The sequence below is a fragment of the Bradyrhizobium sp. AUGA SZCCT0105 genome (genome assembly GCF_018129565.1).
In the GTDB taxonomy this organism is placed as follows: Bacteria; Pseudomonadota; Alphaproteobacteria; order Rhizobiales; family Xanthobacteraceae; genus Bradyrhizobium.
Map to the genome: position 1 here is coordinate 61049 of NZ_JAFCMK010000014.1, position 16504 is coordinate 77552.

At 62.0% G+C, this 16504-nt stretch carries 15 protein-coding genes; 7 read left to right on the forward strand and 8 right to left on the reverse strand.

Features of this window, described 5'->3' with window-relative positions; translation table 11 throughout:
* Positions 1 to 8: 8 nt before the first annotated feature.
* The 3 genes from JQ573_RS36610 to JQ573_RS36620 all read right to left on the reverse strand — a co-directional run bounded on the left by JQ573_RS36610 (position 9) and on the right by JQ573_RS36620 (position 3923).
* Positions 9 to 1622, reverse strand: a complete 1614-nt coding sequence (locus JQ573_RS36610) for a glycosyltransferase family 39 protein (RefSeq protein ID WP_212317047.1) — start codon at positions 1620 to 1622, stop codon at positions 9 to 11.
* A gap of 174 nt (positions 1623 to 1796) precedes the next feature.
* Positions 1797 to 2564 (reverse strand): M15 family metallopeptidase, encoded by a 768-nt coding sequence (locus JQ573_RS36615; RefSeq protein WP_212317044.1) that lies wholly within the window; start codon positions 2562 to 2564, stop codon positions 1797 to 1799.
* On the reverse strand, positions 2565 to 3923 hold the full coding sequence (locus tag JQ573_RS36620) for a YARHG domain-containing protein (RefSeq protein WP_212317042.1): 1359 nt from the start codon (positions 3921 to 3923) through the stop codon (positions 2565 to 2567).
* Positions 3924 to 4084: 161 nt separating this feature from the next.
* On the opposite strand from JQ573_RS36620, the gene lepA reads away from it, so the two are divergent.
* The 4 genes from lepA (at position 4085) to JQ573_RS36640 (ending at position 9128) form a co-directional block, all read left to right on the forward strand.
* Positions 4085 to 5896, forward strand: a complete 1812-nt coding sequence (gene lepA, locus JQ573_RS36625) for a translation elongation factor 4 (protein WP_176534022.1) — start codon at positions 4085 to 4087, stop codon at positions 5894 to 5896.
* A gap of 207 nt (positions 5897 to 6103) precedes the next feature.
* A complete protein-coding gene (locus JQ573_RS36630; protein ID WP_212317040.1) occupies positions 6104 to 6436 on the forward strand; it encodes a hypothetical protein in 333 nt (110 codons plus the stop codon).
* A 151-nt stretch (positions 6437 to 6587) separates the two neighbouring features.
* Positions 6588 to 7814: an MFS transporter gene (locus JQ573_RS36635; RefSeq protein WP_212317038.1), complete on the forward strand. Its 1227-nt coding sequence runs from the start codon at positions 6588 to 6590 to the stop codon at positions 7812 to 7814.
* A gap of 141 nt (positions 7815 to 7955) precedes the next feature.
* Positions 7956 to 9128 carry an acyl-CoA dehydrogenase family protein gene (locus tag JQ573_RS36640; RefSeq protein WP_212317036.1) on the forward strand — a complete coding sequence of 391 codons (1173 nt, stop codon included), beginning with the start codon at positions 7956 to 7958 and terminating at the stop codon, positions 9126 to 9128.
* 336 nt (positions 9129 to 9464) lie between these two features.
* On the opposite strand, the gene JQ573_RS36645 is transcribed toward JQ573_RS36640, so the two are convergent.
* Positions 9465 to 9827: a cytochrome c gene (locus JQ573_RS36645; RefSeq protein WP_212317034.1), complete on the reverse strand. Its 363-nt coding sequence runs from the start codon at positions 9825 to 9827 to the stop codon at positions 9465 to 9467.
* Positions 9828 to 10412: 585 nt separating this feature from the next.
* On the opposite strand from JQ573_RS36645, the gene JQ573_RS36650 reads away from it, so the two are divergent.
* Positions 10413 to 10640, forward strand: a complete 228-nt coding sequence (locus JQ573_RS36650) for a hypothetical protein (RefSeq protein ID WP_212317032.1) — start codon at positions 10413 to 10415, stop codon at positions 10638 to 10640.
* Positions 10641 to 10648: 8 nt separating this feature from the next.
* Here the strand turns inward: JQ573_RS36650 and JQ573_RS36655 are convergent, their stop codons facing one another.
* From JQ573_RS36655 to JQ573_RS40825, 4 genes are all read right to left on the reverse strand, one after another.
* Positions 10649 to 10813 (reverse strand): hypothetical protein, encoded by a 165-nt coding sequence (locus JQ573_RS36655; RefSeq protein WP_212317030.1) that lies wholly within the window; start codon positions 10811 to 10813, stop codon positions 10649 to 10651.
* A 199-nt stretch (positions 10814 to 11012) separates the two neighbouring features.
* Entirely contained in the window at positions 11013 to 11774 is a 762-nt protein-coding gene (locus JQ573_RS36660; RefSeq protein ID WP_212317028.1) for an IS5 family transposase, read from the reverse strand.
* Between the two features lie 259 nt (positions 11775 to 12033).
* Positions 12034 to 13233 carry an OpgC domain-containing protein gene (locus tag JQ573_RS36665; protein WP_212317026.1) on the reverse strand — a complete coding sequence of 400 codons (1200 nt, stop codon included), beginning with the start codon at positions 13231 to 13233 and terminating at the stop codon, positions 12034 to 12036.
* Positions 13234 to 13276: 43 nt separating this feature from the next.
* The gene (locus JQ573_RS40825; protein WP_212317024.1) at positions 13277 to 14680 is read right to left on the reverse strand and encodes an invasion associated locus B family protein; all 1404 of its coding nucleotides are present in this window, start codon (positions 14678 to 14680) and stop codon (positions 13277 to 13279) included.
* An 882-nt stretch (positions 14681 to 15562) separates the two neighbouring features.
* Between JQ573_RS40825 and JQ573_RS36675 the strand changes: the two genes are divergently transcribed.
* Together JQ573_RS36675 and JQ573_RS36680 are read left to right on the forward strand one after the other, a co-directional pair.
* Positions 15563 to 15865 carry a hypothetical protein gene (locus JQ573_RS36675; RefSeq protein WP_212317022.1) on the forward strand — a complete coding sequence of 101 codons (303 nt, stop codon included), beginning with the start codon at positions 15563 to 15565 and terminating at the stop codon, positions 15863 to 15865.
* A 256-nt stretch (positions 15866 to 16121) separates the two neighbouring features.
* Positions 16122 to 16436 (forward strand): cytochrome c, encoded by a 315-nt coding sequence (locus JQ573_RS36680; protein ID WP_212317280.1) that lies wholly within the window; start codon positions 16122 to 16124, stop codon positions 16434 to 16436.
* Positions 16437 to 16504 lie beyond the last annotated feature (68 nt).

The window sequence follows — 16504 nt, forward strand, 5'->3', positions numbered from 1 at the left end:
GCCCAGCGTTACTTCGCCGGCGGCACCAGATAGACCTTCCACACCGTCGACGGGCCGGGATGACCGTTGAAGAAGCGCATGGTGTTCATCACCAGCGGCTCGGCATCCCTGGCATGCTCGGCCATCCATGCCTCGCATGGCTGCAGGAACACCGGATCGGTGGTGTCGCAGACGCCGATGAAGCCGAGACGCTTGGCTTCGTCGAGCGACGTCAGCCCCGACGACCACGCTTCGCCCGGCACCAGCGAAGCCGGATGATCCGGACTGTAGAACGTCATCGGCTCGCCGATGTCGGAGCGTGCGACAACCACCGCCCAGCGTGAATGGAATCTGTCCTGCCAGGTCTGGGTCAGCTCGCGCGCCAATTCAGAGCGCGCGGCGTAGGTCGAGCCGCCGACACGGTTGGAGGCGATCTCCTGCGTGGCGATGCTGGGCGCGGCGATCAGCGTGACGATCGTGGCCACGAACCACACCGCCGTGATCGAGAACAGCGCCATGCGCGGGAAACGCAGCGAGGGAATCGCAACCAGCGCAAGCGGTACCAGGAAGAACAGCGGGATGCCCCAATCGGTCTTGATGTAGACGGTGAATGCCAGTGCGCCGAGCGGCGGCCCGATCGCGACGATCAGTTGGATGATCCAGATATTGAGCGCCTGCGGAAGATTGACGGCCGGATTGGGTCCGCGCGACCAGATCCGCGCCAGCACGTCCGACGGCCGCCACGGCACCGACCCCAGCAGCAGCGCCACAAGGCCCAGCACGGTCGGAATCGCGAGCAGACCGAGATTGTGCACGATGTAACCGATCACGAGCTGGACGTTGAGCTCGCGGCTCGACAGCGCGTAGACGTCGCCGGCATAGGTGAACGGCACGAAGTTCACCTCCTCCAGCCACACCAGATGCGGGATCATCGTCACGATCATCGTGCCGATCGCAACCCATGGCGCCGGCGAGCGCAGGAATTGCATCCGCTGCGGATGGATCAGCGCGGCAAGCCCGACGGCGCCGATCATCGTCACCACCCAGTATTTGGTCATCAGCGCCAGCATGCCGGCAAAGCCGAGCCAGAGCCCCGATTTGAAGCTGCGCTTCTCGAACGCGTTCAGATAGGCCAGCACCAACAGCGGCAACGGCACCAGCTGCGCGAGGTCGGCGTTGTATTTGAAGCCCTTGAAATTGAAGATCGGGTAGAGCGCGAGCATCACCACCATGAAGAACGCACGGCGGCGATCGACGACGCGCAGCGCGATCAGCCAGCACGCCACCAGCGCGAAGCTGACGGTTGCCATCGCGAGCGCGTAGGTCGACCAGTTGGTGACCGGGAATATCCTGAACCAGACCCCCGCGATCCAACCCGACAGCGGCGGATGCTTGCCGTAGCCGAGCAGGAAGCGCTGGCCCCAGGCATAGGCCTCCGCGACATCCATATGGACGTCCTGCGCAGCCTTCAGCTTGACCAGGATCAGCGTCCACAGCACCGCGTGAACCAATGCGAAGCCGATCACCAGCCACAGGCTGGTCTTGGGATCGGTGGCGCGCGAGGCAATCCAGGCGGCGATCCGCCGGATCGTCAGTCTGCGGGTCGTGCGCCTTGCGGCAGGGAGGGTGGTGGCGGTCGACATGGCCTGTGCCTGAGGCGTGACCCGGAAACGTGGAAAGCGGTTTCCCGGAAGGATCATGCCGAATGGAAGCGGAAGGAGCGATGAGTGAGTGCTCACCAGCATTTCATCGCGCTTTAGCGCGTTTTTGTGGCCAGTGTAATCAGCTTGGCGTGAGAATGCCTCAAGCCGGCCTGCTCACTTTTCGAGAAGCTCCGGCCGATACTCGAAATGCATGGTATCGTAGTGATACCACTTGCCGCCCCAGATGAAGCCGTGGCGCTCGAAAATGTCGACGATCTCGCGCGGCATCCGGTTCTTGTAGGGGATGGTTTTGCCCTTGCCCGCCCACAGCCAGTAGTCCGAGACCTTCAGGTTGAGGTCGATCGCGGCCGCGTAGCCATGCATGCTCATCCGCCCGGTATCGGCGACGCCGCGACAAGATAGCACACCCGCGATCGGAAAGGCCGCGGCGCGCAGCGCCGGATCGAGCGCGTCGATCTCGGCGGAGACCTGCTTCAGACGCTCGGCGACGCCGTTGACCCGCGTAACCTGAACCGGCTTGCCCCAGGATCGCGGTAGCCAGGTGATCGTCACCAGGTTCCGCCTGACCTCCGCCGTGTTGCAGTCACCATACATCTTCTTGAAGAAGGCCTCGTTGCGGAAGCGGCCGGGATCGACATCCGGGGCCGGCGGCGCCGATGGTCCGGACGGATAGGGCTGCCGCATCTGGTCGAGGATCGACGCATTGCGCAGCATCTGATCGAACGGCTTGTCGGAGACGCCGTCGTCGACCGGCATCACCGTGCCGTCGCGCCAGGTGATCGTGGTGTCGTCATGGCCGGACAGCGCATCGGGATAGGCGCGCACCAGGCGGTCGAGCAGTTCGCTTTTGCTCTGAGCGTGCGCAAACGGCGGCAGCAGCGCCAGCAAGGCAACGATGCAGGCCGTGCCGCGCGCGGCCATTCAGCGCTTCCCGGCCTGATCGATCAGCGCGACATTGGCCTCCTCGATCGCGTTCAGCTTGGGATTCCAGCTGTTCGGCGCATACCAGGGGAAGCGGGCGAAATACGCCTTGAGATCGGCGGAATCGAAATAGCGTCCCCTGCGGGCGAAGATCTCGTTGCGTGCGATCCGCAACTCGTCCCGCGACAGCCGCCGCAGATCGGCCGATGTCAGCAGACGACGGTCGGAATCCGGGAAGATGAAACCGCTCGGCGCAGCGCCGCCACCGGATTCGAAGCGATCGATCAGCGCGACATTCGCGCTCTCGATCGCATTGAGCGGCGGATCCCATGAGCGGGGCACGTACCATGCGAACTTGCTGAACCGCGCGGTCAGGTCGGGCGCGTTGAAGTAGCGTCCGCGCCGCGCGAAGATTTCGTTGCGCGCGATCCGCAGATCGTCCTTGCTGAGCACCCTGAGATCACTCTCCGACAGCAAGCGGCTGTCGGAATCCGCAATGATGAAGTCCGATTGCGTGCGCACCACCGGCGGCGCCGACGGCGGCACGTTTTGCGGCTCGGGTATCACCGTCGCCGGCGGATCAGCGGTCGCAACCTGCGCCGCTGTGTTGCCGGCGAAATAGAACGAGCCGTCGATCGGCGAGGTCGAGACCCAGGGCTGCTGCGCGCTGCCGGTCGCGCGCTTGACGATGAGGCCGACCTGATTGAACGCCTGCAGCACGTCGAGCCCGGGCTTCTGCATGGTGTCGACGAGCGCGCGCGTGTAGGGGCTGTGGCCGTCATCGCCGTCGAGCGCGACGTTGCCCGGTTGGGTCGCGTAGGACAACAGCGTGCCCTCCGGCGCGCGGATCTGGGCGAGGCCGCCGTCGGCGGCGCGCAAGCCGCGCCCGCCGAACGGATTGTTCCGGCAGGCATCCAGGATGACGATGTTGAGACGCGTGCCCGCGCCTTCCATCTGCCGCAGCACCAGGCCGACATCGACCATCTGGAAATCGACATCGGCCTCGCGCACAGGATTCGCCGAGACCGGCACCAGATAATTCGTTCCACGCACCTGGATGCCGTGGCCGGCGTAATAGAACAGCGCGACGTCGGCGCCCATCAGCTGGCTGCCGAAGCGCTGGATCGCGGCATCGAAACCAGCCTTGTCCAGATCGACCTGGGCCTGCCCGCCGACCAGCGCAAAGCCCAGCCGCTGCAGCGTGCCGGCCACGAGCTCCGCATCGTCCTTCGGATTCTGCAGCCGCGACACATTCTGATAGGTCGAATTGCCGACCACCAGCGCGACACGCTTGTCGGCGGCCGCCGGCGCTGCGAACAACATTGCGAGCAATCCGGCGGCGAGAAGGGTCCAGCGCATCGTCAGATCCACGGTTTTGGGCCGAAACACCTAGCAGAAACGTGCCCGAAAATCGATCACGGCAGATCTGACTGAAACACAGCCGTGATTCGCCGTCACATCCCTGCAAAATACCGCAATATGGTTGCCCGTGCGGGGGTGCGGATGCTATCCCGCGCCCCATGACAACTGCCCCGATTTCGAACATCCGCAACTTCTCCATCGTCGCCCATATCGACCATGGCAAATCGACCCTTGCCGACCGCCTGATCCAGATGACGGGCGGCCTGTCGGATCGCGAAATGGCGGGCAAGGAGCAGGTGCTCGATTCGATGGATATCGAGCGCGAGCGCGGCATCACCATCAAGGCGCAGACCGTCCGGCTGAACTACCGCGCCAAGGACGGCAAGGATTACATCTTCAATTTGATGGACACGCCCGGCCATGTCGACTTCGCCTACGAGGTCTCGCGGTCGCTGGCGGCCTGCGAGGGTTCCCTGCTCGTGGTCGACGCCAGCCAGGGCGTCGAGGCGCAGACGCTCGCCAACGTCTACCATGCGCTCGACGCCGGTCACGAGATCGTGCCGGTCCTGAATAAGGTCGACCTGCCCGCGGCCGAGCCCGAGAAGGTCAAGCAGCAGATCGAGGACGTGATCGGCATCGACGCCTCCGACGCCGTGATGATCTCGGCCAAGACCGGCCTCGGCGTACCCGATGTGCTGGAGGCCGTCGTCACCCGCCTGCCGCCGCCGAAGGGCGACCGCGACGCGACCTTGAAGGCGCTGCTGGTCGACAGCTGGTACGACGTCTATCTCGGCGTGGTCGTCCTGATCCGCGTCGTCGACGGCGTGATGAAGAAGGGCAGCCGCATCCGCATGATGGGCACCGGCGCGGCCTATGACATCGAGCGCGTCGGCTTCTTCACGCCGAAGATGCAGCAGGTCGAGGAACTCGGCCCCGGCGAGATCGGCTTCATCACCGCGGCGATCAAGGAAGTGGCCGATACGAGAGTGGGCGACACCATCACCGACGACAGGAAGCCGGTCACGGAAATGCTGCCGGGCTTCAAGCCGGCGATCCCGGTGGTGTTCTGCGGCCTGTTCCCGGTCGACGCCGACGATTTCGAGACGCTGCGCGCGGCGATGGGCAAGCTCAGGCTGAACGACGCCAGCTTCTCCTTCGAGATGGAAACCTCCGCCGCGCTCGGCTTCGGCTTCCGCTGCGGCTTCCTCGGGCTGTTGCATCTGGAGATCATCCAGGAGCGGCTGTCGCGCGAGTTCGACCTCAATCTGATCGCGACCGCGCCGAGCGTCATCTACAAGATGAAGCTGACCGACGGCACCGAGCTCGAGATCCACAACCCGGTCGACATGCCCGACGTGGTCAAGATCGCCGAGATCGAGGAGCCGTGGATCGAGGCCACCATCCTGACCCCCGACGAATATCTCGGCAGCGTGCTGAAGCTGTGCCAGGACCGCCGCGGCGCGCAGAAGGAGCTGACCTATGTCGGCTCCCGCGCGATGGTGAAATACGACCTGCCGCTCAACGAGGTGGTGTTCGATTTCTACGATCGGCTGAAGTCGGTCTCCAAGGGCTACGCCTCGTTCGACTATCATCTGACCGACTACAAGCCGGCCGACCTGGTCAAGATGCAGATCCTGGTCAACGCCGAGCCGGTCGACGCGCTGTCGATGCTGGTGCATCGGACCCGCGCCGAGGGCCGCGGCCGCGCCATGGTCGAGAAGATGAAGGAGCTGATCCCGCCGCACATGTTCCAGATCCCGATCCAGGCGGCGATCGGCGGCAAGGTGATCGCGCGCGAAACGGTGCGCGCGCTGCGCAAGGACGTCACCGCGAAGTGCTATGGCGGCGACATCACGCGCAAACGCAAGCTTCTGGAGAAGCAGAAGGAAGGCAAGAAGAAGATGCGGCAGTTCGGCAAGGTCGACATCCCGCAGGAAGCCTTCATCGCCGCGCTCAAGGTGGATAGCTGAGGCGCCGTCTCGAACTGCCGCCGGCTTGACGACAAGCGCGCCAGTCCCGCCCTAACCGAAAATATCGAAAACAACCCCATGCAAAGTAGCCGGAGGTGGATAGCTGACGCGCTGCCGCCCGCGCGCCTGTTGCTCATTCTTGTCCCGGCAACAAAACGCACCATGATTTGAATCGCCACGACGCGGCCGCCCGACTAAGCTTCGATCATGTTGCGCATCCTGTCTCTCTCGATCGTCATCCTCGCACTGCTGCAGCCGGACCTGAGCGCGGCCGCTTCCTCGAAGAAGCGGCAGACCGCCCGCTGGCATGGCTATGGCTTCCTGCCCGGCTACCGGCAGCCGCCCAACGAGACCATTCCGGTGCTCGGTCCGCGCGGCGCCGCCCGCGGCTATCCAGACTTTTCGCCGGAATATTACTATGGCGGGGATTGGCACTATTTCGGCCGGCCCGGCTTCCATGGCGGCGGGCGCTACAATGGCGGCAGCTACGGCCCGTGCTGGAGCTGGACGCCGATCGGACGGGCCTGGAATTGCGGCTAGCGGTGCGTCGCTGCGACATCCTGCGCATGCAACGCACGATCCGCTGATCCCGGAATGAGAGGCATGTTGCCCGTCATATTGCCCCTGGACCCCGGATAGGCCACCATCCTCCCTGCGCGCACCACAACGAACAACAGCGCCGGGGAAACGCATGAGCAAGGCCGCTCGCTTTGATTATGGCTGGGTCGTCGTCGGCGCGGGCGCGCTGATGACCTGCGTCGGCTTCGGCACCATGCTGTCGCTCGCGGTGTTCCTGCAGCCGATCTCGGATGCGATGGGCTGGTCGCGTGCCGGCGTCTCGGCGGCTGCGACGCTGGATTTCCTCTGCATGGGTTTTGCGGCGTTCGCCTGGGGCGCGCTGTCCGACCGCTTCGGCACCCGCATCGTGGTGCTGGCGGGCAGCCTGCTGCTCGGGCTTGGCCTCGTGACGGCAAGCCAGGCACAGACCCTGTGGCAATTCCAGCTCTGCTTCGGTGTGCTGATCGGGATCGCCGCCGGCAGCTTCTATGCGCCGATGATGGCGCTTGCCAGCGCCTGGATCGACAAGCATCGCAGCCTCGCCGTCGCGCTGGTGTCGGCAGGCATGGGCGTCTCACCGGTGACGGTCGCGCCATCAGCCAGCTGGCTGATCACGGCCTATGACTGGCGCTTTGCGATGCTCGTGATCGGCATCGCCGCTTGGGCGCTGCTGATTCCGGCATCGTTCCTGGTGCGCCCGGCACCGCAGGGAACGACCGTCGCGATCCCGACGGCTGGCAATACGCCGCAAGCGGAATGGACCGTGGCGCAGGCGCTGCGCACGCCGCAATTCATCACGCTCGCACTGGCCCATTTCGCCTGCTGCGCGGCGCATTCGGGCCCGATCTTTCACATGGTGTCCTACGCCATGGTGTGCGGCATCGCGCCGCTCACCGCGGTCACGGTCTACAGCCTCGCCGGCTTCTCCGGGCTCGGCGGACGGCTGCTGCTCGGGGTGCTGGCCGACCGGCTCGGCGCCAAGCCGGTTTTGGTCGGCGGCCTGCTGGTGCAGGCGCTGTCGATCGCGACCTATCTCGCAGTGGCGCAGCTCGGCGAGTTCTACGCGCTGTCTGTCGTGTTCGGCCTCGCCTATGGCGGTGTGATGCCGCTCTATGCCGTGCTGGTGCGCGAGTTCTTCGGCGCGCGCATCATGGGCACGGTGTTCGGCGCGGTGTCGGCTTTCGCGAGTCTGGGCATGGCGCTCGGGCCGTGGGCCGGCGGTTACGTGTTCGACACGTTCCATGGCTACACGTGGCTGCACGCCGGTTCCTTCGCGATCGGCCTTGCCGCGGTCGCCGTGGCGCTGAGCTTCTCCACCAAGCGCCAGCCGTCGCTCGATCTCGGCCGCGCCGCCGCCTGAGCGGATGCATGCGTCGGTCGCGCGCGGCCGCGATGGATAGCTGATCTGCGCCGGCGCCGCCCCGCCTTGCCCTCCTTTGCCGAATGGGCCACCATCACTCGACCCGCCCAACAAGAATGTCAGAAGGGGCCGAGCAAACGCATGAACAAGCCGCAGGGATTCGACCTTGTCGAGCGGGCGCGCGCGCTGGCGCCGCTGATCATCAGCGAAGCCGACGAGATCGAACGGACGCGGCGGCTGACGCCTTCCGTCACCGCGGCCCTGGTCGAGAACGGGCTCTATCGCGCGCTGCTGCCGAAGCGTTTCGGCGGCGCCGAGGCGACGCTGGACGCCTTCATGCAGATGCAGGAGGAGATCGCCAAGGCCGATGCATCGACCGCCTGGTGCCTCGGCCAGTGCGGCGTCTGCGCCATGACCGCGGCCTATCTCGAGCCCGACGCCGCCAACGCGATCTTCAACACCCCGCCCGGCATTCTGGCCTGGGGCGCGATCGCCCATGAGGTGCGTGCCGAGCCCGGCGGCTACCGCGCCAGTGCGCGCTGGGATTTCGCCTCGGGCTCGCGACAGGCAAGCTGGCTCGGCGCCCATGTCCGCATCGTCGAGGCCGACGGCTCACCGCGCAAGAAGGCCGACGGCTCGCCGGAGATCCGCACCATTCTGTTCCCGATGTCGCAAGCTATGATGTACGACGTCTGGGACGTGATCGGCCTGAAGGGCACCGGCACCGATTCCTATTCGGTCGACAACCTCTTCATCCCGGAGAATTTCGCCGCGCTGCGCGACGATCCCGCCGCGTGCCGCGAGGGCGGCCCGCTCTACAAGCTCTCCACCAACATGGTGTTCAGCATGGGCTTTGCCGCCACCTCGCTCGGCGTCGCGCGCGCCATGCTGGATGCGGCGACCGAGCTTGCGCGCGGCAAGACCCCGCAGGGCCTCAAGGCGATGCGCGACAACAACGCCGTGCAGGGCCAGATCGGCCGCACCGAAGCGAGCCTGCGCGCCGCGCGCGCCTATCTGTATGCGACGGCGCACGAGGTCTGGAGCGATCTCGCCCGCGGCGATCCGATCAGCGAGGCGCATCGCATCGCGATCCGCATCGCATCGACCTGGACCATCCACCAGTCGGCCTCGGTGGTCGACATCGCCTATCACATGTCGGGGGCCACGGCGGTGTTTGCGAAGAATCCGTTCGAGCGACGGTTTCGCGACATGCATGCGATCGCGCAGCAGATCCAGGCGCGCGATACGCAGTATGAGGACGCCGGCAAGGCGATCCTGGCGGGCAATCTCTCCGCGCCCCCGACGGCGCGATGAAACGTGATGAAGTCAGATTGAACCAGGCCGCGCACTCATCAATCCGCCATGCCGACTCTACCCCTAAAACCGGGCATCGCCGGGTGACCACGGCATGTCGGTTTTGGGCCCAATAGCTGAAGTAGCCGCGACGAGTTTAAGAGTCGGTTTCGCCCTCAGAAGGCGGAAGCACGGATCATGCAATTCTTGCCCGGGCCGCGGCCTGGAGAAACGAAGAGCCGAAACTTTGCGGATGGCATATCTGCTTCGGCGCTATGCGTCCTTCGGGACCCAGGGGCACGGCGCGCTATGCGGCTGGCGGAACAGTTGTGAGCACATCCCTGCCGCGAGTTGAGGTTATTTCGACTTGGAAGGTTCCTGAATTGATTTCATGTAGCTGACGACCTCCTCCGCATCCTCCCTGCTGAAGCGGAAGGTCGGCATGGAAGGATGGATGCTGCTATAGCCGTCCTGCAGTCGTTGCAAGAAGTCGCTGTCGTAGAGTTTGGTTTCACTGAAGGTGCGAAAGGGCGGCGCCAGCCTGTTCGGGCTGTTCCCGGTCCTGCCAATGGAATGACATCCGGCGCATAGCCTTTGCAACATCTCTTTGCCATGCCGCTGCTCCTCAGCCCGCGCCTGGGCCATGGTGCTCGAAAAGAGACATATGGTCAGTACCAGCAAGGATCGCGTCATCGCAGTCGTTCCGCTGTTCTGTCGCATGGCGCAACCATCCTTGCTACTTGTCCCAATCGGCCAGTGGGTCAGATGAACCTGAACGGGACGGCCGGTTGATGTCTTGATCCAGCCTTCGAGGGCGCGACGCCAGGGGAAGACGAGAGCATGCGTGGCCCCCGTCAGCCTCGATGACGGCCAATTCCAAGTGTCCCGATCAAACGGCGCGGGCTCAATCGCCATCCACATCATGAGAGAAGGCTAGAGAGCAACCCGCTACCAGCTATTGATCGGTATCAATGTCCAGTGGTGATCCCGGGAGATAGCCTTTCTAGCTTGCCTTCTTCCTCGACCAACAGCTTGTGAACGTCTCGATCTTCCGAGCCCCGTGCGCTCGGTCGCATTAGAGACTGAGAACTCAAGGTTGCATGGAGCACCGGGCGGCAGTGTGCCAATGACCTTTGATCGATCTGGTCGCTGTTCGCGTCGTGCCATCGCCAGCAGCGATCCTACCGATCGAGCCCGCGCGGCCATTTCCCCGATGTTCACAAGGCGGTCACCAGAGCGCCAATTGCATTCCGGCGAGCCACACGTTGCTCTGAACGAATGCTTTTCAAGCGCTTTGGAGACTACATGGTCGAAGTGTATTTCAGCATCAGGCGTGATCTGCTCGTTGTGAGGGAAGGATTTCCGGTACCCGGCGTTGGCGGCCAAGGGAAATGGCGCAAGAGCAAGAAGAGGGTCATCAAGGTTAGCGAGGAGATCAGGCAGGCGGTTCAGAGCCAAGGCTACTACATGCGGAAGCTGGGCGATCTCAAGAAGACCTGCAACGGCAAGGGCAAGATCACGGAAGGCAGTTGAGGCGGCCCTTACTCTTTGGCCTTCGGTGGTCGATTTTTTGCACGCCACTCGGCCAACTTCGCCTCTTCCTCGGCTAGCAGTCTGTGCAGCATCGCGATTTTCGTTGCGTCCGTTTCGGTCGCCAGAAGGTCATTGTAATGGGCGATGTTCGCCGTGAAGATAAAATCGGCCACCGCTCATTCCCCTCACTGTTGGACAAGGCAACATCTTGTCACAGCGTGTGCGCCCATCAAACCCCAACCTACGGAGAACTACGTAGGGAACGACTTTGCACCCACATAAGTATCTCTATGGGGCATAGCAGTTGATAGTCCTACTGAGAACGTCCCCGGGGATGCCGCTCAACCAATTCAGGTCACTGCGTAATTCGAACTAGGACGCGGACTCATTAAGGCGCAGCCATAGCCTGATTGACGCGAGTTGAACAAATGCGAGATAGTTGGCGGCGAGCCTATCGTAGCGGGTCGCCACCCGACGACATTGTTTGATCCTGTTGAAGAACCGCTCGACCTGGTTGCGAGCAGGATAGAGATAGGGGCTGAAGCAGATCGGATCGCTGCGATTGCTTTTCGGCGGGATGTTGGCCCACGCGCCCTTCTTCATGGCAAGCTCCCTGATCCAGTCCGCATCATAGCCACGGTCGGCAAGCAGCATTGACCCGGATTTCAGACGAGACAGCAGTTTTCCGGCGAGTCGAACGTCATGGGCCTCACCCGGGCTCAGCGCCAGCCGTACCGGCAGACCATTGCCATCGACCACCGCATGGATTTTGCTCGTCAAGCCGCCGCGGGACCTTCCCATCGATTGGCGCTGGTTTCTTGTGATGCAGGCTCCATGCTGATGCACGCGGACAATGGAGGTGTCGATCATCTGGACAGCGGCATCATGGGCAGTGGCAAGCGCTTCTATGATGCGGCCCCAAACACCGGCCCGCCGCCACCTAACGAAGCGGTTGTAGCAAGTGGTGTATGGGCCAAACGCCGTCGGCAGATCACGCCAGGGTGCTCCTGATCGGAGGACCCAGAAGATGCCATTCAGGACCCGTCTGTCGTTCACCCGAGGAACGCCACGCGGCTTGTTCGGCAGCATCGGCTTGATGGCGGTCCATTCGTGGTCGGCGAGTTCGTAGCGCATGATTCGAGTCCCCAGTTCGGGAGTTTGAATCACGGCAGTCCGGCCAAACGCAACGCTCCTGGCCCGCTCTTGGTACGGCGCCTACGGACAGGAGCGGACATCAACCAGTCCTCAATCTCTGACAAATGCGTCGAAAATGGCCCTTAGCCGAAGGTCGATTGAGCGCGTGTCATGTCGGCTGTCACGGGCACACCGGACGCCAATCCAACTTGGTGTGCACGGCTGCTCTTGACCCCAAAGCGGCCGTCGGCACCCGGGACTACTCTCTCTCGACCATCGGAACGTCTTTTCCGATCCGGATCACACGTGTTTCGGCCCCAAACAAGGTCGGAAGGTTGCGGTACAATGTAGCGATCCAAGCAACGCCCACCAGGAGAATGATGCCCAAGACGCTGACGAGCATCTGGGCAACGATCCCACCTGCAATCTGCTTCAGAATCCAATAAGCAGCGAATGACAGCAGAACACCAAAGCAGAACACCGAGAGCGAGCGTTGACCACACAAGATTAGCGGGCGCAGCCATTTTGAGGTGAGCCCGGGTAAATCTGGCGGGAGAACACGCAGCAATACGACCATCAGTGCGAGGAAATGCGTGAGCCGCAGGGGATCAAGATTGGTTTTGTCGATGGGATAAATCGCGCGAACTAGCGCCTGCGGCACGAACCGCTCCAAGGTTGGCACATGCCATGTCATCACGATGAGGAATGCAAAAGCGAGCCATGCCGCCGCAACGATCGTGATCGGGCGGGACAATGCTGCTGGCCTTACCGTGGGGCCGCCACCAAAGCCACACCAAATGCCGAAGACGAACAAGAACTGCCAGACGAAGGGATTGAAATACCATTTTCCGTCTGGAAACGAAGGCAAATTCCAATCGAAATGTCGAGCTGCGAAATAGAGAAGCGCAGAGAAGAGCAGCGTCCAATTCGGCCGACGCAGCAGGCCCCACAGTACTGCTGGCGCCGCAATCACCAGCACGATGTAAAGGGGCAGGACATCGAGATTGACCGGCTTATACTTGAGCAAAAGCGCCTGCCCGATCATTATATCCGTACGGTCCAGAAACTGAGCGATGTTAAGCTCATCCTTGTACATCGGATTGTCGAACCGAGCTGCAATGCGAGCAATCTGGGCAGTGAAGAACAGAAATAGGAAAATATGAGCGACGTAGAGTTGCGATGCGCGCGTCCAAAGGCGCTTGGCGCCAGCTAGAAACTGGCCGGCCTTGATCGCTGGTCCATAGGAAAATCCGATCGAATAGCCGGAAATGAATACGAATATTTCGGCTGCGTCGCTGAAGCCGTAGTTGCGAAGGGTGAACCAGTTCAGAAAGTTCTCCGGGATATGGTCTAGGAAGACCATCCACTGGCCGGCACCTCGCAACAGATCGAGCCGCAGGTCACGTTTGCCGGGGCCGACCAGGACAGCGGTGCGAGCGTCTCCGAACGTCTCGCGCATGATCTGGACCTTTCGCAGCAGCACATTGTCTCAGCAACGTCGTTCATTCCTCATCTGACGTGAAATCGAACGTTTTGGCGGGTTGCGCTTTGTGAACGCTGGCGAACTGCTCGAGCGGCAGACTTATCGCAACTGAAGAGGCGTCGAGGTCGGTGAGTTCAAGTTTGAGCTGTCGGCCGGCTTCCATCTGAGCAGTCAAGGTTGATTCGATTCCGCGTGCCGCGATGCAGATGTTGGTGAGACACCAGTTGAAGGGAACCTGGGTAGAACTGCCCTGATCTACTGTCACTTTGACTCCCTGCTGCAGATTTGCCCCCTGCGGAACGAAGAGCTGCAAGCGAGCCGGCCCGTCAGCTCGTTGGATCAGGTCCACACGCACCACCACCTGATCGAGGTCGTCCGTGCCGGTTGATGTCGTTCGGCATATCGTGACCCCATCGGATGAGTCGAAACAAAGTTTTTCCCAGTTTGAGTAATGAATGTTTTCAGGTAGGCGCAGTCGCGGCGGCTTTGCCTGAGGCTCCTGCTGGAGTGAAGAGCTGCTGACTTGTCCCGACGGCGTGGCGGTTGCTGAATGCTTCTCTAGAAATTGGACGACCAAAGGCGACCAGATCGGCACTGCGTCTGCGGAATCTATCATGAAGTGTCCGTCACTTCCAAAGGGGGGCAGCATACGATATTCGACATTGCCGCCGGCTTCGGCAAAAGCCTGATGCATTCGCTTCGTCAATTCTGGCCCGAAATAGGTGTCGTTTTCCGCGTAGATCCAGAGCATTGGTATGCGTGCGGTGCGTCCAAACTCGCCGGTTGCGGCAACGAGCTTATCGGGAGCACAATTGTTGTTGGGTTTGCCATCAACGCGGCCTCCGCGCCCGGCTGCAAAGGTAATTATGGCCTGAACTGATGACGGGTTCAGGCTCGCAAGAGCGATCGAGCCCCATCCGCCGCCCGACTGGCCAACGACGACGACCTTACCGGGCTGAATCATCTTCTTCTTGCTCATGTAGTCGATCACCCACTCGTTCAGGGTGGCGATAGCGAGCCCGGGACCACGAAAATTCGGGTTGTCGCAGCTGCCAACGTGGCCGAAGACAGCTCCATAGAGACCCTGATCTTTGTCATCGAGACTGCTGGCCCCGTACCTGATAGGCGAGATGACCACATAACCGCGACGCGCGAACCAACGTGCCGCGTCCCGATATTCGATCATGGGAAACATCGTCCGCTGATTGGCGTCGAGAGAAATTCCGTGGTTCATGACCACCAGGGGGAACGGGCCATCTCCGACCGGCCGTACCAGGAAAGCAAGCACAGGTAGTGGAAATGGCAGCGCCCAGATTTCCTCCTGGATTTTTGGTCCCGCAGTTCGATCATCTGCTGCGGCAGGGGAACGGACCGCCGAGAGGACAATCAGCAAAAGAAGGATGACCGGCAAACGCTTCAGCATCTTCTTTCTCCGACGATGTGGTCTGGCCCCCCGACGCTAGGTATGGGGGGTGGGAATCTGTTGATTTGGATCAAGTATCAAACCGCAAGTTCCCCAGCTCATGCGGCTTAGTGGCCCAGCGATAACAGCGTCTGAAATTAGGGAACCTGGATGAGCGTCCACGGTCCTTTCATGCTGCTCTTGGCTTCTTCGGGGGCCGCCGCCGCTATCGTCGTGGGTCCGCTGCTGGCCCGTCGCGACATATTGCGCTGCCGCCCGAAGTCGGTCGCTATAGGGGCAAAGCAGACATCGCTTAGTCGCATCACGCCGCCGCGTTTATGGGTACACGGCCTAGGCCACTGCGGTCGGAAACAGGCCAGCACCCTCATTCCAATGAAGTACAGATGGTGAAATTGGAATGGATGAGGAACGCAATCAGCGCACCGCGAGCGGCCCCAGCAACCTTTGGGGGCCGTGAGGCTGGCTGCTGGGGCCTTCTGCCGGCCCGGTTGGTGCGTGTTCGGGCGGCCCGGTGGCGCTCTACCCTGAAACGAGCAGAACGGCGGTTGCTATTACGATAGGTCCCAATCCCAAAACGACAGCGAACACCTTGAAGAAAAGGTCGTCACTCATGACACAACCCCAGCGGGTTAAGGCGGGGGCAGAACGCTACGCCCGGGAACCGGCTGCGCTAGTGCAATTTGTGCCATGCCGTAGAACTACGGGGGCTAAGCTCCATCGTGAAGAGGACGATCACCGAGCTCTACACGATCCGGGAAACCCCTTACGCAGACCACCCGAATTTCAAATACGACTCCTTCGGGCTAAATGATGTTCAATGAGGTCCAAGGATGCTCGGGCCATAATGAGCAAAGAGTGTCGGTTAGCGATGTTCGACGAACAATGACCAAGCTTGAATTGATGAAGGTCAAAGACGCTGCCAAGGAACTGCCAGACCATTTTGTTATGGACTGGCAGACGATAGCGAGCGCACCGTTCGACCGCGATCTCGAAGTCGCGGTTCTCGACGCTGGAGAAACCCACGCGGTTGTCTTTCCGTGCCGCCGTGTGCTTCGGGGTTGGGTAAGCGCAGAGACGGCCGCCCCCGTGGCCATTCATCCGACCCATTGGCGCGAATGGAAGGCCTCCAACTCAGCGCTTTTTGTTGCGCTCGGTTCGGGCATTGCGCAGGGCGGCGACCTTTAACTCCTCCTCCGCCAGTAGACGTTCGATGGCGGCGCGCCTCTCCGCGTCCGTTTCGGTCTCAAGAAGCTTCTTGAAGTGCGCAATGTTGGCGTTCGCGATCTCTTCAGGCATCAGGATGGGCGTCCAATCACTCGACCAGATCCCACAAGGAATACGGCCGTGCTGCAATGCGGCAACAAAGTATCGCAATCATCTGTCCCCTTCAAGCCGTGGCCGATCAGCGGTACAAGCGATCCGTCGAGTTGGAATCCTGCTCATGCAAATCTGTCATGCAGCGATTTTCGCTGTCGCGTTTGAACTTGTCGCCGGATCGGCGGCCCTTGCTGCGGATGCAAACCACGGGGCGGAGCTGGCAAAACGATGGTGCGCCGCCTGTCACGTGGTGAGCGACGATCAGAAGCAGGCAGTCGCCGACGTGCCGCCGTTTGCTGCAGTTGCGCGTAACCCAGATTTTAGCCCCGAGAAGCTGGCGTTTTTCCTGCTCGACCCGCATCCCAAGATGCCGAACTTTCCGCTGAGCCGAGCCGAAGCAGCGGATATCGCCGCTTACATCGCGTCGCTGCGCAAATAGCGCGAAGCTGGCTGAGTGGCGCAGCAAGAACCCAAGACCTGAGTTCGGCGAAGTAATGGCCACCTCAG

Bases quoted from the DNA above. Each gene is read 5' to 3' on its own strand.
- JQ573_RS36610 (WP_212317047.1), bottom strand. From the start codon at position 1,622: ATGTCGACCGCCACCACCCTCCCTGCCGCAAGGCGCACGACCCGCAGA.
- JQ573_RS36675 (WP_212317022.1), top strand. From the start codon at position 15,563: ATGACCAAGCTTGAATTGATGAAGGTCAAAGACGCTGCCAAGGAACTG.
- JQ573_RS36645 (WP_212317034.1), bottom strand. From the start codon at position 9,827: ATGCGACAGAACAGCGGAACGACTGCGATGACGCGATCCTTGCTGGTA.
- JQ573_RS36620 (WP_212317042.1), bottom strand. From the start codon at position 3,923: ATGCGCTGGACCCTTCTCGCCGCCGGATTGCTCGCAATGTTGTTCGCA.
- JQ573_RS36680 (WP_212317280.1), top strand. From the start codon at position 16,122: ATGCAAATCTGTCATGCAGCGATTTTCGCTGTCGCGTTTGAACTTGTC.
- JQ573_RS36640 (WP_212317036.1), top strand. From the start codon at position 7,956: ATGAACAAGCCGCAGGGATTCGACCTTGTCGAGCGGGCGCGCGCGCTG.
- JQ573_RS40825 (WP_212317024.1), bottom strand. From the start codon at position 14,680: ATGCTGAAGCGTTTGCCGGTCATCCTTCTTTTGCTGATTGTCCTCTCG.
- JQ573_RS36650 (WP_212317032.1), top strand. From the start codon at position 10,413: ATGGTCGAAGTGTATTTCAGCATCAGGCGTGATCTGCTCGTTGTGAGG.
- lepA (WP_176534022.1), top strand. From the start codon at position 4,085: ATGACAACTGCCCCGATTTCGAACATCCGCAACTTCTCCATCGTCGCC.
- JQ573_RS36630 (WP_212317040.1), top strand. From the start codon at position 6,104: ATGTTGCGCATCCTGTCTCTCTCGATCGTCATCCTCGCACTGCTGCAG.
- JQ573_RS36615 (WP_212317044.1), bottom strand. From the start codon at position 2,564: ATGGCCGCGCGCGGCACGGCCTGCATCGTTGCCTTGCTGGCGCTGCTG.
- JQ573_RS36665 (WP_212317026.1), bottom strand. From the start codon at position 13,233: ATGCGCGAGACGTTCGGAGACGCTCGCACCGCTGTCCTGGTCGGCCCC.
- JQ573_RS36660 (WP_212317028.1), bottom strand. From the start codon at position 11,774: ATGCGCTACGAACTCGCCGACCACGAATGGACCGCCATCAAGCCGATG.
- JQ573_RS36635 (WP_212317038.1), top strand. From the start codon at position 6,588: ATGAGCAAGGCCGCTCGCTTTGATTATGGCTGGGTCGTCGTCGGCGCG.